We start from the raw sequence: 23,782 nt of genomic DNA on the forward strand, positions 1-23,782 counted from the left end.
CAAATGCGTTGAAATGTGGGAGCGGGCTTGCTCGCGAAGGCGGTGTGTCATTCAAATGCATCAACTGAGAGTCAGCATTCGCGAGCAAGCCCGCTCCCACATTGGGTTGCGTGTTAACGGTTGGGCTGTGGGGTGAGGCGCAGGTACGGCTTCACTGCGCGATAGCCCTTGGGAAAGCGTTTCTTGATCTCTTCTTCGTCCTTGAGCGACGGCACAATCACCACCTCATCGCCGTCCTGCCAGTTGGCGGGGGTGGCGACCTTGTGGTTGTCAGTCAGCTGCAGCGAGTCGATGACCCGCAGGATTTCGTGAAAATTGCGGCCGGTGCTGGCCGGGTAGGTAATTGTCAGGCGGATTTTCTTGTTCGGGTCGATCACGAACAAGGAGCGCACGGTGAGGGTGTCACTGGCGTTCGGGTGGATCAGGTCATACAGGTCCGACACTTTACGATCGGCATCGGCCAGGATCGGGAAGTTGACGACCGTATTCTGGGTTTCATTGATGTCTTCGATCCACTTGTGGTGCGAGTCCACCGGGTCGACCGACAGGGCAATGGCCTTGACGCCGCGCTGGGCGAATTCGTCCTTGAGCTTGGCGGTAAAGCCAAGCTCGGTGGTGCACACCGGGGTGAAGTCCGCCGGATGGGAAAACAGCACGCCCCAGCTATCGCCCAACCATTCGTGGAAACGAATCTTGCCGGCGCTGGAATCCTGTTCGAAGTCGGGGGCGATGTCGCCCAATCTTAGGCTCATGGTGTGGCTCCTGGTGAGTGCTTATGGAGTCCACTGTGCATGGGTTGAAGATTATTTAAAAAGAATAAATATCGATTTATTTAGACGATAAACGAATATTAAAAATCAATTCATTGGACGCGACAAAGGCCGAGGATCAACATCCATCACAAGGTTCGAGAAGGCCTTGAGACGCTGTACAAAGAGGGGATTCAGGAAGGGCTTGCGGGGGTTGAGCCCGACTTGAACAGTAAGTCACCCTGCCCGGCGTTGCGCCGGGCAAGGTTTTACGCTCTTACTTGAACGCGTAGCTATAGCTAACGATTACACGGTTTTCGTCCTGGGCACGGGTGTTGACCAGGTCGGTACGCCACATAGCGTTTTTCCAGGCGACGCCGAGGTTTTTCAGCGGACCTTCTGGAACAACGTAAGCCAGAGTCAGGTCGCGTTCCCACTCGGTTTTATCGCCGGCGGTGGTCTGGATGTTGCTGCCTTTGAGGTACACAACACCAGCAGTCAGGCCTGGCAGGCCAACCTTGGCGAAGTCATACGCGTAGCGAGCTTGCCAGGTGCGTTCGCCAGCACGGGCAAACTTCTGGATTTGCATGTCGGTGGTGGTGCTGTTCGAAGAACCATCACCCTGGTTCAGCCAAGGGAAGTCGCTGTCGCCCTTGGTGTACTGGTAGCCACCGCCGAAGGTGTGACCGGCAACCGAGTACAACGCCAGGTAGCTGTACAGATCGTTATCGACCTTGCCTTTAACCTTGGTGGCGTTGGTCGGGTGATCCGAGTAGTAACCCGAGGTGTAGTAGCCCGCTTCGTTGCCGTTGGCGCCGTTGTCGCGGCTGCGGTAGTAACGCAGGTCACTTTTCAGCACGCCAGGACCGATAGCCCAGTTGTGGACCAAGCCCAGGAAGTTCTGCGCGTAGAAGTCTTTCAGCTCGCCGTAGTAGTACGAAGCGGTCAGATCCTTGGTGATTTTGTAGTCAGCACCGGCGTAGTAGAACTTGTTGACGAAGTTGCCAGCGTCATAGTTCGAGCTACCGTTGGCACCCGCCAGCGACAGGCCTTCGTTGTTGCTGGAGTTACGGCCCTTGGAGTGCTCGATCTGACCAGCAGTCAGGGTCAGGTCCTTGATCTCATTCGAGGAGATCTCGCCACCTTGGAATGTTTGCGGCAGCAAACGACCGTCGTTGGTCTTGATGACCGGGTTGTTTGGCTGCAGGGTGCCGATTTTCAGCACGGTCTGGGAAACCTTGACCTTACCGGTCACACCCAGGCTGGCGAAATCGTTGACAGCTTTGTTGCCATCGCTTGGGAACACGGTGCCGCCAGACGCGGTGCCCGTGTAGTTACCGTGGTCGGCACGGCTGGAATCCAGACGCACGCCGTACAGGCCGATCGCATCAAGGCCGAAACCAACGGTCCCTTCGGTGAAGCCGGAGATGAAACGCAGGTCAAAACCTTGGCCCCATTCAGCGTTCTTGCTGCGGGTGTTCGAGGTCGCCGAAGGCTTCAAATCACGGTTGTCGGTGTTGATGTAAAAGTTACGCAGACCCAGTGTTACTTTGCTGTCGTCGATGAAACCGGCGGCGTTTACCTGTTGGGCAATCGCAGCGACAGCCACGGCCAACGCCAATGTTGACTTCTTCATGTACCGCTCCTCTCATTTCTAATTTTTGTATTTCTTTGGTCTCGGGTCTGACGCCCTCGATCCACAGATGCGCGATTAGCGCCAGATAGTGACCGACAAGTCAATCGTAACCTTGTGTGTCTACTACCTTCGTCTAGCCGCAGTTAATTTGGTCCCTGCAGGGTAATGAGTTTTTCATACACCCAAAAAGAATTGTTTCATTCTTTTTCATACCATCCAGGAATAAGCCCTTCCATGACGCGAGCCGATCAGCATAGATCAACCGCTCCATAAGCTAATTCCTAAAGGGTATTTACTAGCCTTTTTTTAGATCGATTAGTGTGGACGTTCAGTTGCATACGTCACCCACGATCAAAAAGGCGACGCCATCATGGCCAAACGCACATCCTCCCGTCAATTTGTTACAGTTTTTGTGTCACTAATACTTTCTTTTGGTGTCAAAGCGGCCGATTTAACCATCGGCTACCAGACCGGTATCGACCCCAGCAAAGTCCCACAGGCCGACGGCCTCTATGAAAAAGCCCTCGGCGAGAAGATTGCCTGGCGCCGTTTCAACAGTGGGCCCGACGTCGTAACCGCGATTGCATCGGGCGATGTGCAAATCGGCAACCTCGGTTCCAGCCCCCTCGCAGCGGCGGCTTCACGCAATCTACCCATCGTGGCCTTTATCGTATCGGCGCAGATCAATGCTTCTGAAGCCCTGGTGGTGCGCAACGGCAGTGGTATCGACAAACCGCAGGACCTGATCGGTAAAACCATCGCTACGCCCTTCGTCTCAACCTCTCATTACAGCCTGCTCGGCGCGCTGAAGCATTGGGGGTTGGACACCAAACAAGTCAAAGTAGTGAACCTGCAGCCCGCCGAAATTGCGGCCGCGTGGAAACGGGGCGATATCGACGGTGCGTTCGTGTGGTCACCGGCGCTGGGGGAAATCCGCAAGACCGGGAAAACCCTGACAGACGCCGCCCAGGTGGGTCAGTGGGGTGCACCGACGTTTGAGGTGTGGGTGGCACGCAAGGATTTCGCGGAAAAACATCCTGACACAGTGGCCAAGTTTGCCAAGGTCACGCTGGACGCATTCGCCGACTACGCCGCCCATAAAGACAGCTGGACGGTGGATTCAGAGCCGGTGCAGAAAATCGCCAAACTGACAGGTTCGAATGCCGCCGATATTCCCGAGCTGTTGGCCGGCAGCACTTTCCCGGACGCGCAGGCGCAGCAAACCGATGCCCTGCTTAAAGGGGGCACGGCGAAGGCGATTGGGGAAACGGCAAAGTTTTTGAAGGAACAGGGGAAGGTTGAAGCGGTGTTGCCGGACTACTCGGCTTTCGTGACCGACAAATTCATCAAAGACTGAACGCGATCAAATGCGGGAGCGGGCTTGCTCGCGAAAGCGCTGGATCAGTCAACACATTCAGTGACTGACACTCCGCCTTCGCGAGCAAGCCCGCTCCCACACTTGGACCTGCTTGAGTTCCGAAATCGGGCTTACAGGGCCTTCTCGAAAATCTTCGAGTTACGCTGATAGTTGTACAGCGACGCCCGCGCTGACGGCAGGCGGTCGACGCTGCTCGGCACAAACCCGCGCTCGCGAAACCAGTGTGCGGTTCGCGTGGTAAGCACAAACAGCGTCTTCAAACCCTGCGCCCGCGCACGGGTCTCGATGCGCTCCAGCAACACGTCACCGCGTGCGCCGTGACGATACTCCGGGTTGACCGCCAGACACGCCAGCTCCCCTGCATCCGAATCCGCGATCTGATACAGCGCCGCACAGGCGATGATCATGCCTTCGCGCTCAACCACGCTGAACTGCTCGATCTCACGCTCCAGCACTTCCCGCGAACGCCGCACCAGAATGCCCTGCTCTTCCAGCGGGCTGATCAGGTCGAGCAGACCGCCCACATCCTCAATCGCCGCCTCGCGCACTTGTTCGAATTGCTCCTGGGCCACCAGCGTACCGCCGCCGTCCCGGGTGAACAGCTCGGTGAGCAACGCGCCATCTTCGGCGTAGCTGACGATATGGCTGCGCCCTACTCCGCCACGGCACGCTTCGGCGGCAGCGTCCAACAGTTCAGCTTGATAGTTGCTGCCCAGGCGCTGCAGGTGCGCAGGCACTTGCTGCGGACGCAGCTCGCGGACCAGGCGACCATGTTCGTCGATCAGGCCCAGATCGGCGCCAAACAGCAGCAGCTTGTCGGCCCCCAGGTCGATGGCGGCGCGGGTGGCGACGTCTTCGCAGGCCAGGTTGAAGATTTCCCCGGTCGGCGAGTAACCCAACGGCGACAGCAACACGATGGAGCGCTCGTCCAGCAGGCGGTTGATGCCCTTGCGGTCGACCCGGCGCACTTCGCCGGTGTGGTGGTAATCCACGCCTTCAAGCACTCCGATCGGCCGCGCCGTCACCAGGTTGCCGCTGGCGACGCGCAGGCGCGAGCCCTGCATCGGCGAGGAGGCCATGTCCATCGACAGGCGTGCTTCGATAGCAATACGCAAATGGCCGACCGCGTCGATTACGCACTCCAGCGTCGCGGCATCGGTGATGCGCAGGCCTTCGTGATAAGCCGGGGTGAGGCCGCGCGCTTCAAGGCGCGCTTCGATTTGTGGGCGCGACCCATGAACCAATACCAGCCGCACACCCAGGCTATGGAGCAGCACCAGGTCGTGGACGATATTGCCGAAGTTGGGGTGTTCCACACCATCGCCGGGCAGCATGACCACAAAGGTGCAGTCGCGGTGGGCGTTGATGTAGGGCGAAGCGTGACGAAGCCAATTGACGTATTCGGGCATAAAACCTGGGCCTGTAATAAAAAGCAGCCAAAAAAGGATGAAACATAAAAGCGCACAGCGGGCTGATGGTTATCGTCGGAACAGGCTTGGCGACACGCTCGCTCTCCTTATGTACGAATGGGCGGGGGTTAATTTATGCAGGTTTCAGGCAGTAATGGTCGATCAGTTCCCGCAATAGACGCACTGTAGGCGTCAAGCGTGACATTTCGAGGTACTCGCCCGGCTGGTGGGCGCAGGCGATATCGCCAGGGCCGAGCACCAGGGTTTCGCACCCAAGGCGCTGAAGATAAGGCGCTTCGGTGCCGAACGCTACTGCTTCGGCACGATGACCGGTCAATCGTTCCGCCACCCGCACCAGCTCGGCGCCTTCGGCCTGCTCGAACGGCGGCACTTCGGGGAACAACGGCGCGTAGTCGATCTTGACCTTATGGCGCTCGGCCAGGGGTTCGAGCTTTTGCCGGATAGCGTCGCGCAGCACCTTGGGGTCCATGCCCGGCAGGGGCCGCAGGTCGAACTCCAGGGAACATTGGCCGCAGATACGGTTGGGGTTGTCACCGCCGTGGATGCAACCAAAATTCATCGTCGGCTGCGGTACGCTGAATTGCGGATTGCGGTACTCGCGCTGCCAGGCCAGGCGCAGGCCGCGCAGCTCGCCGATGGCATCGTGCATGGCTTCCAGAGCACTGTGGCCCAGGCTTGGGTCTGACGAATGGCCGCTTTGGCCAAGGATGTCGATGCGTTCCATCATCACGCCCTTGTGCAGGCGGATCGGCTTGAGGCCCGTCGGTTCGCCAATCACCGCCGCGCGGCCCAGAGGGCGCCCGGCCTCGGCCAGTGCGCGGGCGCCGGACATCGAGCTTTCTTCATCGCAGGTCGCGAGGATCAGCAGCGGTTGTTTGAACGGCTGGTCCAGCAACGGCAGCACGGCTTCAATGGCCAGCGCAAAAAAGCCCTTCATGTCACAACTGCCCAGTCCTACCCAGCGGCCGTCAACTTCCGTCAACTTGAGCGGATCGGTCTTCCACAGCGCGGCGTCGTAGGGAACGGTATCGCTATGGCCAGCCAACACCAGGCCGCCGGGGCCACTGCCGAAACTGGCGAGCAGGTTGAATTTGCCCGGGCTGACTTGCTGGATGTCGATGGCAAAACCCAGGTCGCCCAGCCACCCGGCGAGCAGGTCGATCACCGGGCGGTTGGTCTGGTCGAGAGACGCTTGGGTGCAACTGACCGACGGCGCGGCAATCAATGCGGCGAATTGCTCTTTCATGGACGGTAACGGCATGCGCGGCCTCTCAACTTCCCGGATGAGCCCCACTATAGAACCATCTGCACGCCACAATAAACCGTTGCGGCGCGTTGCCGGGCTCAGTCCTGTACACTGCACGACCTTGGCAGCCACTCTTTTCCCCGGCTGCGCTCCCGATCCTGGATTTTCCGGCCATGCAGAAAGAAACCGAAATCAAGCTCCGCGTCAGCCGCGAAACACTCGCCGCGCTGCGTGAGCACCCGCTACTGAAAAAACGCAACAAAAGTGGCTGGGAACGCCGTGAGTTGATGAACCAGTATTTCGACACCCCCGAGCGCGACCTGGCGCAGGCCAAAGTCGCCCTGCGTTTGCGCAAGGACGGTGACGAAATCATCCAGACCCTCAAGACCCGTGGCCAAAGCGTCGCCGGCTTGTCGGAACGCAATGAGTACAACTGGGACCTGCCCAAAGCCAAGCTCGACGTGAAGAAGCTCGACGGCGAATGCTGGCCCGAGCAACTGGCCGAGTTGGACAAAAAGACCCTCAAGCCGATTTTCACCACCGATTTTGTGCGCGAACGTGCCGAAATCGCCTGGGGCCGTGGCAAGGCCAAGGTCGTGATCGAAGCCGCCCTGGACCTGGGCCACGTGGTGGTCGGCAAGCAGAAAGAAGAAATCTGCGAGCTGGAACTGGAACTGCGCGAAGGTGAACCGGCCGCCCTGCTGGAACTGGCTGCCGAACTGGCCGCCACCCTGGCGCTGATGCCGTGTGATATCAGCAAGGCCGAGCGCGGCTACCGTCTATACGACGCCAGCAGCTACTCGCTGAGCCTGCCTGCGCCGCAGATCCACGCCGAAATGCCGCTGGACGACGCCTTCGCCGCGATCATGTGGCACCTGTTGGGCAGCAGCCAGCGCCTGGCCGAGCAATATCGCTTCAATGGTCACTGGCGCTTGCTGCAGGACTGGGTCGAAAACCTCGGTGAACTGCGCGCGCTGATCGGCAGCCTCGGCCAGGCCGCTCCGCGTCAATCCACCAGCGAGCTGCGGCGCGCACTCGATGCATTGCTGGAAGACTGGCGCCCACTGGTGCAGGCCGGTGACGACGATGAAGACATCCGCAAAGCCGCACCTGAACAGTTTGTTGAAGAGCTGCAAGACGTGCGCTGGGGCTTGTTCTCGCTGAACACCTCGCGCTGGCTGCTGGCCCGCACCTGGACCGCCGACCGCAACGTACGTGGCAACCGCCAGGGCGCTGCGCAAATCACCAACTGGCTGCCGCGCCTGCTGGCTGACGACGCCGTTGCCCTGCAACTGTCGCGTTACCAGCAACAACCGGAAGACCTGGCCGAGCAGCTGCCGCGCATTGAACGCATCCAGGCCTGGCTGCACCACGCGCGTCAGGTGGTAGACATTCCGGAGCTGGACCGTTTGTACGGTGAGCTGAACAAGCTGGCGGTACTGGCTAATCAGCCGATTACCGACGAGTCGCTGGATGCGCGTATGCATCAGGCGATTGCGGTGTATCAGAACCGTGCGTGGAAGACTTTGCTGCGCCTGTAATACCAGGCAGCTGGGTCAAATGTGGGCGCGGGCTTGCTCGCGAAAGCGCTGGATCAGTCGACTTCTTTAGTAGCTGACACACCGCATTCGCGAACAAGCGCGCTCCCACCGTCAGCGCAGCACTGGCAGGCTGGTGGTGGACTTGATCTCCGACAGGGCCACAATCGAATTCACCTCCTGAATCCCCGGCACCATCGACAGCTTCTCGAAGAAAAACCGCTCATACGCCTCGATGTCAGAGGTAACGATGCGCAGCAGAAAATCCACTGCCCCCATCAGCACATAGCACTCCAGGACTTCCGGAAACCCGCGAATCGCTTCGGTGAATTCGGTGAAGTTGGACCGTCCATGGGCATTGAGTTTGACCTCGGCGAAAATCTGCGTGTTGAGACCGATCTTCTTGCGGTCCAGTAGCGTGACCTGTCCGCGAATCACACCCTCCTCTTTAAGCCGTTGAATACGCCGCCAGCATGGCGACTGCGAGAGACCCACCTGCTCGGCGATCTGCGCGCTGGAAAGCGAGGCGTCCTCTTGCAGCAGGGCCAGAATGCGGCGGTCGTAGACGTCCAACTCACTGTGCATAAAAATACCTATGAAAGCGCCAAGCCTGAATTACGTGAGTCTTTTTCTCACCAATAAGCCGCATCTTAGATAAGAAATCTCCGCACGCGAATGTAAAAATTTCTCCAGTCGAATCTGGAGAGTCAGCATGCACGCCGTCGAAACCACCTGCCCTGCTACGCGTATCGATGCATGGGCCGTCAACAGCGCCCACTGCCAAGCGCATTATCAGATCACCGCCGAGGCAGAACCGGACCTGCTGTGCAGGGTACTCAATTACTTCGCGCTGCAGTTCCTGACGCCGCAACAGGTCCATGTGAGCCGTGACGACGACCTGCTGAGCATTGATATCGTGATGAACGGTCTGAGCTGGCACCGCGCCCTGGTGATCGGTGAAAAGATTCGAAACCTGATCAGCGTGTGCTCGCTGGAGGTGTGGCAGGCCGATTCCGTGCGGCCCCAAGCGGTGGCGGCGGCCAATCAGTAAAAGCCTGCAATACACCCTGAGCGGTGAGTGTTCAGAGAATGGCTAGCCTGAGATCACGCCCGACGTCACTCAGGAAATCTTCATGCTCGCCGCCTTGCACGATCAGCGATTGGAACTGCATCAACTGTTACCTGCATTGGTCGAGCAGGGGCTGATTACAGCGCACGAGGCGCAAAGGTCAGCGGCAGCACCCGCCACTCAACATCCGTTGGAAAGCATCGCGGCTGAAGGGCCTTGCCTCGAAACGTTGACTCAATGGCTTGCCGGGCATGTCGGGCAACCTTATCTGCGTATCGACCCGCTGAAGATCGACGTGGCGGCGGTGGTGCCGTTGATGTCCCACGCGTTCGCACAGCGCCACGCCATCCTGGCGGTGGCGGTGGATGCGCAGACCGTCACCGTCGCCAGCGCCCAGCCGCATATCCGTGGATGGGAGGCCGGTTTGGCACAGGTGCTCAAGCGCTCGATCAGGCGCGTGGTCGCCAACCCCCGAGAGATTCAGCGCTGTATCGGTGACTTTTACCGGCTGGCCAAGTCCGTCAGCGGCGCCGATCAAAAAGTCGCAGTAGCTGGCAACTTCGAACTGCTCAACCTCGGTACCGGTGATCAGGAGCCGGATGCCAATGACGCGCATATCGTCAACATCGTCGACTGGCTGTTGCAGTACGCCTTCGGCCAGCGAGCCAGTGATATCCATATCGAACCCTGCCGCGACCAAGGCCGCGTGCGTTTTCGCATCGACGGGCTGCTGCATGACGTCTATCAGTTTCCACCCCAGGTCACCATGGCGGTGGTCAGCCGCCTGAAAAGTCTGGGCCGAATGAATGTGGCGGAAAAACGCAAACCCCAGGACGGCCGGGTCAAGACCAAGAGCCCGGCGGGTATCGAAGTGGAGTTGCGCCTCTCAACACTGCCGACCGCGTTTGGCGAAAAACTGGTGATGCGAATTTTCGACCCGCACGTCCTGCTCAAGGATTTTGACCAGTTGGGTTTGTCTGCCGATGATCAGCAACGCTGGCAAGCCATGGCCGGCCAGGCCAACGGCATCATCCTGGTCACCGGGCCTACCGGCTCAGGCAAGACCAGCACGCTCTACGCCACGCTCAAGCAACTGGCGACCCGCGAGGTCAACCTGTGCACGGTAGAAGACCCGATAGAAATGGTGGAACCCGCCTTTAACCAGATGCAAGTGCAGCACAACATCGACCTGACCTTCGCCAGCGGAGTTCGCGCACTGCTGCGCCAGGACCCGGACATCATCATGATCGGCGAGATTCGCGATCAGGAAACTGCAGAAATGGCCATCCAGGCCGCGCTCACCGGGCACCTGGTGCTGTCGACCCTGCACACCAACGACGCACCCAGCGCTATCAGCCGTTTGCAGGAACTTGGCATTGCTCATTATTTGATCAAAGCTACGCTGATAGGCGTGATGGCGCAGCGCTTGGTGCGGCTTTTATGCCCTCACTGCAAACGTGGGGTGACTGGGCAGGGCAATACCCATGAAGCGGTCGGCTGCGCGGACTGTCGTGATAGTGGTTATCGAGGCCGGGCCGGGCTCTACGAAATCATGGTGATGGACGAGAAGCTCAAGGCGCTGATTACACCCGGCGCCGACGTGCAGGCTTTACGTCGGGCATCGCGCAGCCAAGGCATGCGCAGCCTGCGGATGAGTGGCATCGACAAAGTGAATGCCGGGCTGACAACGATGGCAGAAGTATTACGGGTAACGCCTGGGGATTCAGAAACAAATGATTTGCTTGTTGCACCCTGAAACCGTCCTTATCAGTGAGCAGACCGTTACAATCGGCCGCACGTCGCTTCACTGACACCATCAGATAGGGAATCGCTATGCAGATCGGAACCGTACTGCTTCTTTTCGTGGGGTTGGCCGTGGCCATCCTTTTCATGGGTTTCAAGGTGGTGCCTCAGGGTTACCAGTGGACGGTCGAGCGTTTCGGCCGCTACACCAACACCCTTAAACCTGGCCTCAACATCATCATCCCGGTCATGGACCGCATCGGTCGCAAGATCAACGTGATGGAAAGCGTGCTGGATATCCCGCCCCAGGAAGTGATCACCGCCGACAACGCCACCGTGCAGATCGACGCCGTGTGCTTCTTCCAGGTGGTCAACACCGCCCAGGCCGCCTACGAGGTCAATAACCTCGAGCATGCCATCCGTAACCTGCTGCAAACCAATATCCGTACCGTGCTCGGCTCCATGGAGCTGGACGCGATGCTTAGCCAGCGTGACGGCATCAACGAAAAACTGCTGCGCACCGTGGACGAAGCCACGGCGCCGTGGGGCATCAAGATCACCCGTATCGAGATCAAGGACATCAGCCCGCCCGCCGACCTGATGGCCGCCATGTCCGGCCAGATGAAGGCCGAGCGAATCAAGCGTGCGCAGATCCTGGAAGCCGAAGGCCTGCGGGCATCGGCAATCCTGACCGCCGAAGGCAAGAAGCAGGCGCAGATCCTTGAGGCCGAAGGCGGACGCCAGGCAGCCTTCCTCGAATCCGAAGCCCGTGAACGCCAGGCAGAAGCAGAGGCCCGTGCAACCCAGGTGGTTTCAGAAGCAATCGCCACCGGTAACGTGCAGGCCATCAACTACTTTGTCGCGCAAAAATACATCGATGCGCTGGGCAAGCTGGCGTCGGCCAACAACAGCAAAGTCATCCTGATGCCGCTGGAAGCCAGCCAGGTGATTGGCGCCGTCGGTGGTATCGGCGAGATCGTCAAGGCAACCTTCGACAACAAGAAAGGCTGAGGCAATCGCCATGTGGGATTTCCTGCAGCATCTGTCGTTCTGGGATTGGTTGGCGCTGGGTACGGTGCTGTTGATTCTTGAAGTGTTTGGCGCCGGTGGCTACCTGCTGTGGATGGGGATCGCTGCCGCTGCTGTGGGCGTGATCAAGTTTTTGATCCCACCGCTCGGGCTGGAATGGCAACTGCTGCTATTTGCCGTGTTGTCGATCCTCACTGCGGTGTACTGGTGGAAACGCCAGCGCAGCAGCGCGAAGGTGAGCGACCAGCCGGGGCTGAACATGCGCGGCTCGGAATTAGTAGGCCGCACCTTTGTGGTGCATCAAGCCATCGTCGATGGTCGAGGCAAGATAAAAGTCGGCGATGGCGTGTGGATGGCAACCGGGCCGGACAGCCCCGTCGGCGCTCAAGTTCGTGTCATTGGTCAGGATGGCGTGGTTTTACAGGTCGAAACTGTTTAGTCAGTGATGGAACTCGCCTGGGTTATCTACAATCAAACTGTTCAGATAACCCACCCGGAGTCACCCACCATGCGTCTCAAATATGCTGTCGCAACCCTCGCTGTGCTTTCCCTACCTGTCGGTTCAGCCATGGCCGACAGCTTCTGGCGCAATGTCATCTCGTCGGGTGCCACGACCGGCTCGACGTACCTGACCTTCAAGGACCACAAGCTGGTAGTCGCCGCCCAAGACGACGCTGGTAGCTTTGTCGCCAGCGACGGCGGCATCCGCGGCCCCTACCTGGAAGCTGCCATGCAGAAAGTTCGCGCCGACAACCCTGGCCTGCAAGCCACGGACATGGAGTTGGCCAACGCCATCCTCGCGAAAAATGCTGTGACCGAGTAATACCTGCCCATAAAAAATGCCGCTTTTTAAGCGGCATTTTTTATGCCCGTTTCTCTACGATCTCCGCCGCCGCCCAGACCTTCTGCTTTTTCCCGTTGAAAGCGGAAAACTCCTGCCGAACCCCAAAGTACCAAGCGCCACACTGAGATTCTCTTGTTTAAAGCGAATCATCTCCCATGCAAAAACTTGCTTACGCTTTGGCTCTCTCTGCGTTAGCTGCACCTTTGGCTCAGGCAGAAAATTGGTACGGGTCGGCAAAACTCAACAGTGCCCGTCAGAACCTCTCCAGTGCGCAATTGACCAGCCCACGCGTCACTGATCGCGTGCAGGCCCCTGACAGTAACAAAGCGTTCACTGGATCACTGGCTCTAGGCTACGCCTTTGCTGATGGCTGGCGCCTGGAAGGGGAATACACCACGCGCAGCAGCTCGACGTTCGACTCCTATTGGGCGCCCTTCAATGCCAACGTCAACCGCCTGGAGGTCGACAGCCAGCGCGTGATGCTCAACGGCTATAAAAATATCGCGGTCAATGACTGGCTGTCGTTCTACGCCATGGCCGGTATCGGCATGGCGCAAATTGATGCCGCGGGATACCAGAGCAATGCCACCCGCCAGTTCGCCAGTAACCGCCACTACAACTTTGCCTACAGCGCAGGCTTGGGCCTGGAGGCCAAGGTCAGCGAAAAAGTCACTCTGGGCACAGGTTGGCGTTACGTGGACATGGGCAAGGTCGAAACCGGCTACAACACCTTCGCTAACCGGATAAACGCCCGCGATGAACAGCTCAAGGGCAAACTCAAGGAGCAGAATGTGTTTCTTGAAGCTCGCGTTTCATTCTGACCTGCAACAGAAAATGCCGCTGATAAGCGGCATTTTTATGCGCCACATGACAATTCGTTCACCGACGACAGGCTATATTCAGTCGAGCCGTGCAAGCATGCGGTACTGATACCTCTATTACTCATCGCCTATCTGAAACGGATGCCTTCGTCGTTATGAGCCAACAGCCCTTTCTGCCGTTTTCCAAACCTACCATTGACGAAGCGACCATCTCGGCGGTCGGCGATGTACTGCGCTCGGGCTGGATCACCAGCGGGCCGAAAGTGCAGGCGTTCGAAGCGCAGCTCTCGGAATACTTTGGCGGCCGTCCGGTGCGTACCTTCAATTCCGGCACCTGCACCATGGAGATCGCGTTGCGCATCGCCGGCATCGGGCCTGGGGATGAAGTGATCACCACGCCGATTTCCTGGGTCGCCACGGCCAACGTGATTCTGGAAGTAGGTGCCACGCCGGTATTTGCGGATATCGACCCGGTCACCCGCAATATCGACCTGGCTCAGGTAGAAGCCGCGATCACCCCGCGCACCAAGGCGATCATTCCTGTGTACCTGGCGGGCCTGCCCCTGGATATGCCGATGCTCTACGCGCTGGCCAACAAGTACAACCTGCGCATTGTCGAAGACGCCGCCCAGGCATTGGGTTCCAGCTGGGATGGCGAGCGTATCGGCGCGACCGGCGACTTCGTGTCGTTCAGCTTCCAGGCGAACAAGAACATCACGTCTTCCGAAGGCGGTTGCCTGGTGTTGAACAATGCCGAGGAAGCCCGTCTGGCTGAAAAGTATCGCCTGCAAGGTGTTACCCGCACCGGCTTCGATGGCCTGGACGTGGATGTGCTGGGCGGCAAGTTCAACATGACCGATATCGCCGCCGCTATCGGCCTGGGCCAGTTTGCGCATATCGAGAAAATCACTGCGCATCGCCAGAACCTTGCACGCCATTACTTCAAGTGCTTCGGCAGCGACTTTGAAGCGCAATATGGCGCGCAACTGCCGCCAGCTGATTTCGAAAACAGCAACTGGCACCTGTTCCAGCTGGTACTGCCGGAGCGTCAGGACGGTCTGCCCGCCCGCGCTACGTTCATGGAACAGATGCAGGCCCACGGCGTCGGCATTGGCTATCACTACCCGCCAATCCACCTGCTGAGCTTGTATCGGGCGCAGGGTTTCAAGGAAGGCATGTTCCCGGTGGCGGAGCGTGTTGGGCGTTTGATCGTATCGTTGCCGATGTTCACGGCGATGACAGAAGCGGACGTAGAGCGGTCTGTAGCGGCGGTAAAAGCGGTACTGAAAGCGAGCTGAAAACAAACTGCCAGCTATCCGCAATCAACTGTGGGAGCTGGCTTGCCTGCGATGCCGGCACTGCGGTGATTCAATCACACCGCAGTGATGCTATCGCAGGCAAGCCAGCTCCCACATTGATTTGTGCTGTTCCAACGGCTTGCGTTTACTCGCCGATGGCCGCTTTGTAGCCAGCGGCATCAAGCAGTTTTTCCAAGTCAGCCGGGTTGCTTGGCTTGAGCTTGAAGATCCAGGCGCCATACGGGTCGGAGTTCAACAGTTCAGGGCTGCCGCTCAGTTCCTCGTTGACGGCGATCACTTCGCCAGCAACCGGTGAGTAGATATCTGACGCAGCTTTCACCGACTCAACGACGCCAGCCTGGCCTTGAGCGTCAAAGTTGGCACCCACCTCAGCCAGCTCAACGAACACCACATCACCCAAAGCTTCCTGAGCATGGTCGGAGATACCGACGGTCACGGTGCCGTCGGCTTCCAGACGGGCCCACTCGTGACTTTCGGCAAAACGCAGGTCGGCAGGGATATCGCTCATAGTCTGTGTCCTCAAGAAGAAATGTCAGCGGCCTCAGGCCTGCCGGAAATAGTTAGATCAAGGTTTTGCCATGGCGCACGAAGGTCGGTTTGACCACTCGAACCGGGTACCACTTGCCGCGGATTTCCACTTCGGCCCGATCGGTGGTGGCCGTCGGTACGCGCGCCAGGGCAATGGATTTGCTCAGCGTAGGAGAGAAACTACCACTGGTTATCTCCCCTTCGCCAACATTGGCGATACGAACCACCTGATGAGCGCGTAAAACACCACGCTCTTCCAGTACCAGCCCGACCAATTTGAACTGCACACCTGCGGCCTTTTCCGCCTCAAGGGCAGTGCGGCCGATGAACTGACGCTCAGCCGGTTCCCAGGCAATGCTCCACGCCATATTGGCCGCCAGAGGCGATACATCCTGGTGAATATCCTGGCCGTACAGGTTCATGCCGGCTTCGAGGCGCAGCGTATCGCGGGCGCCAAGGCCGATAGGTGAGATACCGGCCCCTACCAGATCGTTGAAAAAGCCCGGAGCCTGCTCGGCCGGCAGGACAATTTCCAGGCCGTCTTCGCCGGTGTAACCCGTGCGGGCGATAAACCAATCGCCATCGGCCTGGCCTTCAAAGGGCTTGAGCTGGTGGATAAGCGTGCCGCGGGCCTGCGTGACCAGCTCGGCGATTTTCTGCCGGGCGTGCGGGCCTTGAATGGCGAGCATCGCCAATTCTGGCCGCTCATGCAGCTGAGCCGCGTAGTCGCCCAGCTGTGCTTGCATCCAGGCCATGTCCTGATCACGCGTAGCGGCGTTGACCACCAGCCGGTAACCGGTCTCGGTACGGTAAACGATCATGTCGTCCACCACGCCGCCCTGCTCATTGAGCATGGCGCTGTAAAGCGCACGGCCGCAGCCATGCAAACGATCGACATCATTGGCCAGCAGGTGCTGGAGCCATTCCTTGGCCTGAAGGCCTGTGACATCGATCACGGTCATATGAGATACGTCAAACACCCCGCAGTCGCGTCGCACCTGATGGTGCTCTTCAACTTGCGAGCCGTAGTGCAGAGGCATATCCCAACCGCCAAAATCGACCATTTTCGCGCCGAGGGCGAGATGCAGGTCATACAGAGGCGTACGCTGTCCCATGGGTTTCTCCTTCCGGGATTGGCGAAGATGCACAGAGCTGCTGTTTGCGCTCAATACCTCTGACTACAAGGCCTGCAGCGACACACAGCGACTCGATCCGAAGGACGGAGCGCACCGAATGCCGCGCATTGTAGCTGCAAGCCGTAGGACTGGCACCTAACCGATTTGCCGGGCGGAGCGTCGAATCAGGCCGATCACCGGCAACAGGCCCACCAACACCAACGTGAGTGCGGGTAATGAGGCTCGCGCCCACTCCCCTTCGCTGGTCATTTCAAAAATTCGTACAGCCAGGGTGTCCCAGCCAAACGGGCGCATCAGCAGGGTCGCAGGCATTTCCTTGAGCACATCGACAAACACCAGCAGCGCCGCGCTCAACGTCCCCGGCAGCAACAGCGGCAGATACACTTTGCAAAACAGTCGCGGTCCGCTCACGCCGAGGCTGCGCGCGGCTTCCGGCAACGAAGGGCGGATTCGCGCCAGGCTGTTTTCCAACGGCCCGTAGGCCACTGCCAGGAAACGCACCAGATACGCCAGCACCAGCGCCGACAGGCTGCCCAGCAACAGAGGCTTGCCCGCGCCGCCGAGCCAACTCGACAATGGCACCACCAGTTCACGGTCCAGGTAGCTGAACGCCAGCATGATCGACACGGCCAGCACCGAGCCCGGCAAGGCATAGCCGACATTACCCAGGCTGATCCCGGAGCGAATCGCCCGCGTAGGCGCCAGGCGATTGGCAAAGGCCAATATCAACGCCACGCTGACCGTAATCAGTGCCGCGATGCCACCCAGGTAAAGGGTATGGATGATCAAGCCGCTGTAACGCTCATCCAGGTCGAAACGGCCACGTTGCCAGAACCAGGCGACCAGTTGCAGCATGGGGATGACAAAGGCGCAGGCGAACACCAAGCCGCACCACGTGCTGGCTGCCGCCGCTTTGAAACCGCGCAGGTGATACAACGCCTCGCCACGGGGTCGCTCATTACTCGGGCGGCTGGCGCCTCGGGCACGTCGTTCGCCGTACAGCACCAGCATCACCACCAGAAGCAACAGGCTGGCGAGTTGGGCGGCGCTGGAAAGGCTGAAAAAGCCGTACCAGGTCTTGTAGATGGCCGTAGTGAAGGTGTCGAAGTTGAACACCGAAACCGCGCCGAAGTCCGCCAGGGTTTCCATCAATGCCAAGGCGACGCCGGCACCAATCGCCGGCCGCGCCATGGGCAATGCGACACGCCAGAACGCTTGCCATGGCGATTGACCGAGCACCCGCGCCGCTTCCATAAGGCCTTTGCCCTGCGCCAAAAATGCAGTGCGCGCCAACAGGTAGACGTAGGGATAGAACACCAGCACCAGCACGATGATCACGCCGCTGGTAGAGCGCACGCGTGGCAGGCGCAGGCCGTTGCCGAACCATTCGCGCAGCAGGGTTTGCACCGGCCCCGCGAAATCCAGTAGGCCGACAAACACAAAAGCCAGCACGTAGGCCGGAATCGCGAAGGGCAGCATCAACGCCCAGTCGAGCCAGCGCCGCCCCGGAAATTCGCAGAGGCTGGTCAGCCAGGCCAGGCTTACGCCCAACAGCGTCACGCCGGCGCCAACGCCCAACACCAATGTCAGGGTGTTGCCCAGCAGGCGGGGCATCTGGGTTTCCCACAGGTGCGACCAGATCTGTTGATCGATGCTCTGCCAGGACAGCAACAACACGCTCAGCGGCAACAGCACCAGTGCGGCGACGGTGAAAACCGGCAGGTACCAGCGACGTTGGGCGGGGTGGGCCAAGGAAAAGTTCTCTGGAAATGATGGTGTTGAAGTCGCGGCTAACACTGTGGGGAGCGGGTTGTGTGGGGCCGGGCTGGCCCGCGATGCAGGCACCTCGGTGCGTCAGTCACACCGAGGTAATGCTATCGCAGGCAAGCCAGCTCCCACACAAGGCCGCTCCCACATTTAGATCGGTATTCAGTTCCAGCCCGCGCGATCCATCAGGCGAATGGCCTCAGCCTGACGTTTACCGGCTACTTCCACCGGCAAGGTATCGGCCACGAACTTGCCCCAGGTTGCGACTTCCGCCGACGGCGGCACAGCGGGGTTGGCCGGGAACTCCTGGTTCACGTCGGCAAAGATCTTCTGCGCCTCAGGCGTGGTCATCCATTCCACCAAGGCCATGGCGGCTTCCGGGTGCGGCGCATGTTTGGTCAGGCCGATGCCCGACAGGTTCACATGCACGCCACGGTCGCCCTGGTTCGGCCAGAACAGCTTCACCGCGAGGTCCGGTTTCTGCTTGTGCAAGCGGCCGTAGTAGTAGGTGTTGACGATGCCTACGTCGCACTGCCCGGCGTTGATCGCTTCGAGCACGGCGATGTCATCGGAGAACACATCGGTGGACAGGTTGTTGACCCAACCCTTGACGATTTCTTCGGTCTTGGCCGCGCCATGGGTTTCGATCAGCGTGGCGGTCAGCGACTGGTTGTAGACCTTCTTCGCTGTGCGCAGGCACAAGCGGCCTTCCCATTGCTTGTCGGCCAGGGCTTCGTAAGTGGTCAGGTCACCCGGTTTTACCCGGTCGGTGGAATAGGCGATGGTCCGCGCGCGCAGGCTCAAGCCGGTCCAGGCGTGGTTGGAAGAGCGGTATTGCAGGGGGATATTCTTATCGATCACTGCAGAAGTGAACGGCTGCAGGATGCCCATCTGTTCGGCTTGCCAGAGGTTGCCGGCATCAACGGTGAGCAGCAGGTCGGCCGTGGCGTTTTCGCCTTCGGCCTTGATCCGCTGCATCAAGGGGGCTTCCTTGTCGGTGATGAACTTCACCTGCACGCCGGTCTTCTGGGTGTAGGCGTCAAACACCGGCTTGATCAGTTCGTCGATGCGCGAGGAGTAGACCACGACTTCGTCGGCTGCCTGCACGGTGGTGCTGCCGATAAGGGTGAGTGCCAGGGCAGTCAGGAGGCGCTTGGGTGCCAACATGGGTGCGGTCTCTCATTTGCAAAAAGAGGGCAAATGATAAGGACTCACATTTAGTAGCGCTTGCTGGAGGCGTTACCAGATGTTGCATAGTTGGGATGTGCGATGGATGGGCTGGCCTCATCGGGGCGAGCCCCCTCCCACAGGGGGCATATTTCGATTCAGGGCTTTGCGAGGTCTGGCAGGTCGCCCGTTAGCCCGAGGGCCTGGCGCACAAACACTGCCTTGGCTTCGGGCATCTGGTCGACCAGTTTCAATCCGGCATTACGCAGCCAACGCAACGGCAGCCGGTCAGCCTGGAACAACCGTTCAAAGCCTTCCATTGCCGCCATCAGCGCGAGGTTATGCGGCATGCGCCGACGCTCGTAACGGCTCAGCACCTTCACATCCGCCAGGCGCTCGCCGCGTTCGGTCGCCGACAACAGCACTTCGGCCAGCACCGCCGCATCAAGAAAGCCCAGGTTCACACCTTGCCCCGCCAACGGGTGGATGACGTGGGCCGCGTCACCGATCAACGCCAGGCCTTCGGCCACATAGCGTTTGGCGTGGCGCTGGCGCAACGGCACACAGACCCGTGGATCGGCGCTGATGACCGTACCGAGTCGCCCTTCAAATGCTCGCTCCAGCTCACGGCAGAAGCGTTCATCATCCAACGCCATCAGGCGCTCGGACTCAGCGGGTGTGGTCGACCACACGATCGAGCACCAGTCCTCTTGACCCTCGCGCACCAGCGGCAAAAATGCCAGCGGGCCGGTATCGGTAAAGCGTTGCCACGCCGTGCGCTGGTGCGGCTGGCTGCAGCGCACGCTGGTGACGATGGCGTTGTGCAGGTAATCCCACTCGCGCGTGGCGGTGCCGGTCAAGCGGCGCACAGCAGAATTGGCGCCGTCGGCGGCCACCACCAGGGGCGCACGCAATTTGCGACCGTCGGCCAGGGTCAGCAGCCAGTCATCGCCGGAGCGACGCATCTGCTCCAGGCGCGCGTTGGCCAGCAGGCCCAGGTCGCAGTCGTGCAGGCGGTCGAGCAAAGCATCCTGAACCACCCGGTTCTCGACGATATGCCCGAGCACTTCCGCATGCACACTGGCCGCCGAAAAATGGATCTGCCCGGTGCCGCTGCCGTCCCACACCTGCATTTCACCGTAAGGGCTGGCGCGCCGTTCGACAATGCCATCCCACACGCCCAGGCGCTCCAGAATGCGCTGGCTGGCGGCCGACAAGGCACTCACGCGGGGTTCGAAGGCCGCATCCTGGTCGAACGGTTTGACGCTCAGCGGGCTGCCATCGAGCAGCAGCACCTGCAGGCCACTGCCTTGCAACGCCAGCGCCAGGGCGCTTCCGACCATTCCGGCCCCGACAATCAGCACATCTGCGCGCATGTCCATGCTTTAAGCCTGCTTTGCTGGCGGCTTGCGCCGCACGTAAAGGGTTTTGTCGACCCGCGCCACCAGAGTGCCGGAGCCGTCATGAATCTGTACTTTGAGGAGGGGCAAATACTTCTCGCCGCCTTCGGTTTGCCGGCGAATCTCGTCCAGCAAGGCCTCGTCGATGGAAAACTCAGCGTAGACCGGGCCTTTGCCCGGCGACACGAAGTCGATGCTCGCAGCTTTATCCCAGACGATGTAGTCGCGCCCCAGGTTCTCCATCAACAGCAACATGTAGAACGGATCGACCATCGAATACAGGCTGCCGCCAAATTGCGTACCGACGTAATTGCGGTTGTACCAGCCCAGGCCCATGCGCACCTTGGCATGGCGAAAATCGGCGCTGAGGACCTGCACCCGAATTCCCGCGCCCAGGTAAGGCGGGTACAGGGAGAGCACCCAGCGCAACAGCCGCGCCTTGCCCAGGCGTCGGGTCAGCCAGTTACGCATCAGGGCGTGTGCCCAGGCCCATGGCCTGACGGGCGAACCAGCGTTTGGCGGGCGGCAACAAATCCAGGCCCAGCAGGCCCATGTTACGGCCCAGTGCCACTAACGGTTGCGCGCTGCCAAACAGTCGGGTCACTTGATCGGAAAAACCTACGGTCAGTTGCTGGTCCTGGCGCTGGCGCTCGCGATAGCGTTGCAAGGTTGCCAGGTCGCCGGGCACTGCCGGCCCGGCCAGCAAGGCCTCGGCCAAGGCGTTCGCGTCGCGCAGGGACAAGTTGAAACCCTGCCCGGCAATCGGGTGCAGGCTGTGGGCGGCATTACCGAGGATTGCCAGGTGCGAGCGCACTTGTTCTTCGGCCTCCACCAGCGTCAGCGGGTACAAATGGCGGGCGCCGACTTGTTTCAGCGTGCCCAGGCGGTAGCCGAACACGCCCTGCAATTCACTCAGGAAACTGCGCTCATCGAGGTTGGCCAGGCGCTGGGCGTCCATGCCGATGCGCGTCCATACCAGCGCGCAACGGTTGTCCGGCAGCGGCAGCAAGGCCATTGGGCCTTCGTCGGTAAAGCGCTCGAACGCCTCGCCATTGTGCGCCTCGCTTGGAGTGATGTTGGCGATCAGCGCGCTCTGGTTGTAGGGCCGGGTTTTCACGCCGATGCCCAATTGCTCGCGCAAACCGGAGCGGCCGCCATCGGCCAATACCGCAAGGTCGCATTCGAGCACGGTTTCGTCGTTGAGCGTCAGGCGATACCCGTCGGGCAGTGGCTCCATGCGGGTGACTTCCGCCGGGCAGCGCCAACTGACCACTTGTTTGTCCAAACCTTGCCACAGGCACTGGCCAAGCCAGGCGTTTTCCACCACGTAGCCGAGGGCCGGCACGCCCTCCTCCATGGCAGACAAGCGCGCGGTGGAGAAACGGCCACGGTCCGACACGTGAATCTGTTTGATCGGCTCGGCGCGGCGGGAGATGTCCTGCCACACACCCAAGCGCTGATAAATCTGCCGGGCGCCGAAGGACAACGCCGAAGAGCGCGCGTCGTAGCTCGGTTGGTAACTGTCGCCTGGCGCGAACGGTTCGATCAGCACGATTTTCCAACCCCGTGCCTTGGCACCCGCCTGCAAGGCCAACGCCAGGCTGGCGCCTACCAGTCCGCCGCCGATGATGGCCAGGTTGACCCGGCTCATCGGGCAGCCGCCATCAGCGCTTCGATGTCAGCGACGGTCTTGGGCACGCCGCCGGTCAGAATTTCACAGCCTTGCTTGGTCACTACCACGTCGTCCTCGATGCGTACGCCAATGCCACGCCATTTCTTCGCCACGTTCTGGTTGTCCGGCGAAATATAGATGCCGGGTTCCACAGTCAACGCCATGCCGACTTCCAGCACCCGCCATTCGCCGCCCACCTTGTATTCGCCTACATCATGCACGTCCATGCCCAGCCAATGGCCGGCGCGGTGCATATAAAAAGCGCGGTAGGCTTCGCTGGCAATCAACTCGTCGACGTCGCCTTGCAGCAGTCCCAGCTTTACCAGCCCGGCGGTGATGACGCGCACCGTCGCCTCATGGGCCTGGTTCCAATGTTTGTTCGGCGCGATCTCGGCAAAGGCGGCTTCCTGGGAGGCCAGCACAATCTCGTAGATCGCCTTTTGCTCGGGCGAAAACCTGCCGTTGACCGGCCAGGTGCGGGTGATGTCGCTGGCGTAGCAGTCGATCTCGCAACCGGCGTCGATCAGCACCAGGTCGCCGTCCTTGAGCACGGCGTCATTCTGCTGGTAATGCAGGATGCAGCTGTTACGCCCGGCAGCGACGATGGAGCCATAGGCCGGCATCTTCGCGCCGCCCTTGCGGAATTCGTAATCCAGCTCGGCTTCGAGGCTGAACTCATATAACCCGGCGCGGCTGGCCTGCATCGCCTTGACGTGCGCCGCGCAGGAAATTCGCGCGGCCTCGCGCATCACCTTCACTTCTGCCGCCGATTTATACAGGCGCATGTCGTGAAGCAGGTGATCCAGGGCAACAAACTCGTTCGGTGGCTGGGCGCCCAGGTGCGCTTTAGAGCGGATCACGTTGATCCATTCCATCACGTGCCGGTCGAATTCGGCGTTGCTGCCCATGGCCGAATACACCCGGTCACGGCCTTCGATCAGGCCGGGCAGGATGTCGTCGATATCGGTGATGGGAAACGCGTCGTCGGCGCCAAAGTCACGGATCGCGCCTTCGGTGCCAGCGCGCAGGCCGTCCCACAATTCGCGCTCGGCATTGCGCTCGCGGCAGAACAGCACGTACTCGCCGTGCTGGCGACCAGGCATCAGCACGATCACCGCTTCCGGTTCAGGGAAGCCGCTCAGGTATTGAAAGTCGCTGTCCTGGCGGTAAACATGCTCGACATCACGGTTGCGGATCGCCACGGCGGCGGCCGGCAGAATTGCGATGCTGTTGGGTTCCATCTGCGCCATGAGCGCCTTGCGGCGACGGGTGTATTCCGCTTTCGGGATATGGATCATGGGCAGATGGGC

Annotated in this window: 22 protein-coding genes; 9 read left to right on the top strand and 13 right to left on the bottom strand. The window is 60.1% G+C overall.

Translation table 11 applies throughout. The features are described 5' to 3' along the window. Positions 1-113: 113 nt before the first annotated feature. Positions 114-752, bottom strand: coding sequence for a peroxiredoxin (locus AACW30_RS01360; protein ID WP_015886425.1), 639 nt, complete (start codon positions 750-752; stop codon positions 114-116). 274 nt (positions 753-1,026) lie between these two features. Then, on the bottom strand, positions 1,027-2,385 hold the full coding sequence (locus AACW30_RS01365; RefSeq protein WP_106575756.1) for an OprD family porin: 1,359 nt from the start codon (positions 2,383-2,385) through the stop codon (positions 1,027-1,029). Between the two features lie 370 nt (positions 2,386-2,755). Between AACW30_RS01365 and tauA the strand changes: the two genes are divergently transcribed. Continuing rightward, positions 2,756-3,742 (top strand): taurine ABC transporter substrate-binding protein, encoded by a 987-nt coding sequence (gene tauA / locus AACW30_RS01370; RefSeq protein ID WP_124418703.1) that lies wholly within the window; start codon positions 2,756-2,758, stop codon positions 3,740-3,742. 131 nt (positions 3,743-3,873) lie between these two features. Here the strand turns inward: tauA and argA are convergent, their stop codons facing one another. After that, the gene (gene argA / locus AACW30_RS01375) at positions 3,874-5,172 is read right to left on the bottom strand and encodes an amino-acid N-acetyltransferase (RefSeq protein WP_119737335.1); all 1,299 of its coding nucleotides are present in this window, start codon (positions 5,170-5,172) and stop codon (positions 3,874-3,876) included. 133 nt (positions 5,173-5,305) lie between these two features. Further along, on the bottom strand, positions 5,306-6,454 hold the full coding sequence (gene argE, locus AACW30_RS01380) for an acetylornithine deacetylase (RefSeq protein ID WP_200622316.1): 1,149 nt from the start codon (positions 6,452-6,454) through the stop codon (positions 5,306-5,308). Positions 6,455-6,612: 158 nt separating this feature from the next. Here argE and AACW30_RS01385 point away from each other — a divergent pair, with 158 nt between their 5' ends. Beyond that, positions 6,613-7,980, top strand: coding sequence for a CYTH domain-containing protein (locus AACW30_RS01385; RefSeq protein ID WP_200622318.1), 1,368 nt, complete (start codon positions 6,613-6,615; stop codon positions 7,978-7,980). Between the two features lie 111 nt (positions 7,981-8,091). On the opposite strand, the gene AACW30_RS01390 is transcribed toward AACW30_RS01385, so the two are convergent. Further along, on the bottom strand, positions 8,092-8,562 hold the full coding sequence (locus AACW30_RS01390; protein ID WP_010167872.1) for an Lrp/AsnC family transcriptional regulator: 471 nt from the start codon (positions 8,560-8,562) through the stop codon (positions 8,092-8,094). Positions 8,563-8,689: 127 nt separating this feature from the next. Here AACW30_RS01390 and AACW30_RS01395 point away from each other — a divergent pair, with 127 nt between their 5' ends. The 7 genes from AACW30_RS01395 (at position 8,690) to AACW30_RS01425 (ending at position 14,781) form a co-directional block, all read left to right on the top strand. Further along, the gene (locus AACW30_RS01395) at positions 8,690-9,028 is read left to right on the top strand and encodes a hypothetical protein (RefSeq protein WP_200622320.1); all 339 of its coding nucleotides are present in this window, start codon (positions 8,690-8,692) and stop codon (positions 9,026-9,028) included. Between the two features lie 82 nt (positions 9,029-9,110). Continuing rightward, on the top strand, positions 9,111-10,802 hold the full coding sequence (locus tag AACW30_RS01400; RefSeq protein WP_200622322.1) for a GspE/PulE family protein: 1,692 nt from the start codon (positions 9,111-9,113) through the stop codon (positions 10,800-10,802). Positions 10,803-10,879: 77 nt separating this feature from the next. Then, positions 10,880-11,800, top strand: a complete 921-nt coding sequence (locus tag AACW30_RS01405; protein WP_024077991.1) for an SPFH domain-containing protein — start codon at positions 10,880-10,882, stop codon at positions 11,798-11,800. Between the two features lie 10 nt (positions 11,801-11,810). Beyond that, the gene (locus AACW30_RS01410; protein ID WP_106575763.1) at positions 11,811-12,257 is read left to right on the top strand and encodes an NfeD family protein; all 447 of its coding nucleotides are present in this window, start codon (positions 11,811-11,813) and stop codon (positions 12,255-12,257) included. Between the two features lie 69 nt (positions 12,258-12,326). After that, entirely contained in the window at positions 12,327-12,641 is a 315-nt protein-coding gene (locus AACW30_RS01415; RefSeq protein ID WP_003176799.1) for a DUF2388 domain-containing protein, read from the top strand. A 176-nt stretch (positions 12,642-12,817) separates the two neighbouring features. After that, positions 12,818-13,483, top strand: coding sequence for an outer membrane protein (locus AACW30_RS01420; RefSeq protein ID WP_106575764.1), 666 nt, complete (start codon positions 12,818-12,820; stop codon positions 13,481-13,483). 155 nt (positions 13,484-13,638) lie between these two features. Further along, positions 13,639-14,781, top strand: a complete 1,143-nt coding sequence (locus tag AACW30_RS01425; protein WP_106575765.1) for a DegT/DnrJ/EryC1/StrS family aminotransferase — start codon at positions 13,639-13,641, stop codon at positions 14,779-14,781. Between the two features lie 145 nt (positions 14,782-14,926). Here the strand turns inward: AACW30_RS01425 and gcvH are convergent, their stop codons facing one another. From gcvH to pepP, 8 genes are all read right to left on the bottom strand, one after another. Continuing rightward, on the bottom strand, positions 14,927-15,310 hold the full coding sequence (gene gcvH / locus AACW30_RS01430; RefSeq protein WP_106575766.1) for a glycine cleavage system protein GcvH: 384 nt from the start codon (positions 15,308-15,310) through the stop codon (positions 14,927-14,929). A 52-nt stretch (positions 15,311-15,362) separates the two neighbouring features. Further along, positions 15,363-16,445, bottom strand: coding sequence for a glycine cleavage system aminomethyltransferase GcvT (gene gcvT, locus AACW30_RS01435; protein WP_179676500.1), 1,083 nt, complete (start codon positions 16,443-16,445; stop codon positions 15,363-15,365). A 156-nt stretch (positions 16,446-16,601) separates the two neighbouring features. Beyond that, the gene (locus tag AACW30_RS01440) at positions 16,602-18,218 is read right to left on the bottom strand and encodes an ABC transporter permease (RefSeq protein ID WP_124418708.1); all 1,617 of its coding nucleotides are present in this window, start codon (positions 18,216-18,218) and stop codon (positions 16,602-16,604) included. Positions 18,219-18,395: 177 nt separating this feature from the next. Continuing rightward, the gene (locus AACW30_RS01445) at positions 18,396-19,400 is read right to left on the bottom strand and encodes an extracellular solute-binding protein (RefSeq protein WP_200622324.1); all 1,005 of its coding nucleotides are present in this window, start codon (positions 19,398-19,400) and stop codon (positions 18,396-18,398) included. A 158-nt stretch (positions 19,401-19,558) separates the two neighbouring features. Next, positions 19,559-20,776 (bottom strand): 2-octaprenyl-3-methyl-6-methoxy-1,4-benzoquinol hydroxylase, encoded by a 1,218-nt coding sequence (locus AACW30_RS01450; RefSeq protein ID WP_200622648.1) that lies wholly within the window; start codon positions 20,774-20,776, stop codon positions 19,559-19,561. 9 nt (positions 20,777-20,785) lie between these two features. Further along, on the bottom strand, positions 20,786-21,271 hold the full coding sequence (locus AACW30_RS01455; RefSeq protein ID WP_124418711.1) for a DUF4442 domain-containing protein: 486 nt from the start codon (positions 21,269-21,271) through the stop codon (positions 20,786-20,788). Beyond that, a complete protein-coding gene (ubiH, locus tag AACW30_RS01460; protein ID WP_200622326.1) occupies positions 21,264-22,451 on the bottom strand; it encodes a 2-octaprenyl-6-methoxyphenyl hydroxylase in 1,188 nt (395 codons plus the stop codon). Before ubiH ends, AACW30_RS01455 begins: the two co-directional genes overlap by 8 nt. Next, entirely contained in the window at positions 22,448-23,770 is a 1,323-nt protein-coding gene (pepP, locus tag AACW30_RS01465; RefSeq protein WP_106575773.1) for a Xaa-Pro aminopeptidase, read from the bottom strand. The genes ubiH and pepP overlap by 4 nt, the downstream gene beginning before the upstream one ends. Positions 23,771-23,782: the final 12 nt, after the last annotated feature.

This window comes from Pseudomonas sp. MF6747 (assembly GCF_963890955.1).
Lineage (GTDB): Bacteria > Pseudomonadota > Gammaproteobacteria > Pseudomonadales > Pseudomonadaceae > Aquipseudomonas.

What these genes read in the sequence shown, in the direction of transcription:
- ubiH (WP_200622326.1), bottom strand. Translation starts at nt 22,451, where the DNA reads ATGAGCCGGGTCAACCTGGCCATCATCGGCGGCGGACTGGTAGGCGCC.
- AACW30_RS01405 (WP_024077991.1), top strand. Translation starts at nt 10,880, where the DNA reads ATGCAGATCGGAACCGTACTGCTTCTTTTCGTGGGGTTGGCCGTGGCC.
- gcvH (WP_106575766.1), bottom strand. Translation starts at nt 15,310, where the DNA reads ATGAGCGATATCCCTGCCGACCTGCGTTTTGCCGAAAGTCACGAGTGG.
- argA (WP_119737335.1), bottom strand. Translation starts at nt 5,172, where the DNA reads ATGCCCGAATACGTCAATTGGCTTCGTCACGCTTCGCCCTACATCAAC.
- AACW30_RS01420 (WP_106575764.1), top strand. Translation starts at nt 12,818, where the DNA reads ATGCAAAAACTTGCTTACGCTTTGGCTCTCTCTGCGTTAGCTGCACCT.
- AACW30_RS01390 (WP_010167872.1), bottom strand. Translation starts at nt 8,562, where the DNA reads ATGCACAGTGAGTTGGACGTCTACGACCGCCGCATTCTGGCCCTGCTG.
- AACW30_RS01425 (WP_106575765.1), top strand. Translation starts at nt 13,639, where the DNA reads ATGAGCCAACAGCCCTTTCTGCCGTTTTCCAAACCTACCATTGACGAA.
- pepP (WP_106575773.1), bottom strand. Translation starts at nt 23,770, where the DNA reads ATGATCCATATCCCGAAAGCGGAATACACCCGTCGCCGCAAGGCGCTC.
- gcvT (WP_179676500.1), bottom strand. Translation starts at nt 16,445, where the DNA reads ATGGGACAGCGTACGCCTCTGTATGACCTGCATCTCGCCCTCGGCGCG.
- AACW30_RS01415 (WP_003176799.1), top strand. Translation starts at nt 12,327, where the DNA reads ATGCGTCTCAAATATGCTGTCGCAACCCTCGCTGTGCTTTCCCTACCT.
- AACW30_RS01400 (WP_200622322.1), top strand. Translation starts at nt 9,111, where the DNA reads ATGCTCGCCGCCTTGCACGATCAGCGATTGGAACTGCATCAACTGTTA.
- AACW30_RS01445 (WP_200622324.1), bottom strand. Translation starts at nt 19,400, where the DNA reads ATGTTGGCACCCAAGCGCCTCCTGACTGCCCTGGCACTCACCCTTATC.
- AACW30_RS01365 (WP_106575756.1), bottom strand. Translation starts at nt 2,385, where the DNA reads ATGAAGAAGTCAACATTGGCGTTGGCCGTGGCTGTCGCTGCGATTGCC.
- argE (WP_200622316.1), bottom strand. Translation starts at nt 6,454, where the DNA reads ATGCCGTTACCGTCCATGAAAGAGCAATTCGCCGCATTGATTGCCGCG.
- AACW30_RS01360 (WP_015886425.1), bottom strand. Translation starts at nt 752, where the DNA reads ATGAGCCTAAGATTGGGCGACATCGCCCCCGACTTCGAACAGGATTCC.
- AACW30_RS01395 (WP_200622320.1), top strand. Translation starts at nt 8,690, where the DNA reads ATGCACGCCGTCGAAACCACCTGCCCTGCTACGCGTATCGATGCATGG.
- tauA (WP_124418703.1), top strand. Translation starts at nt 2,756, where the DNA reads ATGGCCAAACGCACATCCTCCCGTCAATTTGTTACAGTTTTTGTGTCA.
- AACW30_RS01450 (WP_200622648.1), bottom strand. Translation starts at nt 20,776, where the DNA reads ATGCGCGCAGATGTGCTGATTGTCGGGGCCGGAATGGTCGGAAGCGCC.
- AACW30_RS01410 (WP_106575763.1), top strand. Translation starts at nt 11,811, where the DNA reads ATGTGGGATTTCCTGCAGCATCTGTCGTTCTGGGATTGGTTGGCGCTG.
- AACW30_RS01455 (WP_124418711.1), bottom strand. Translation starts at nt 21,271, where the DNA reads ATGCGTAACTGGCTGACCCGACGCCTGGGCAAGGCGCGGCTGTTGCGC.
- AACW30_RS01385 (WP_200622318.1), top strand. Translation starts at nt 6,613, where the DNA reads ATGCAGAAAGAAACCGAAATCAAGCTCCGCGTCAGCCGCGAAACACTC.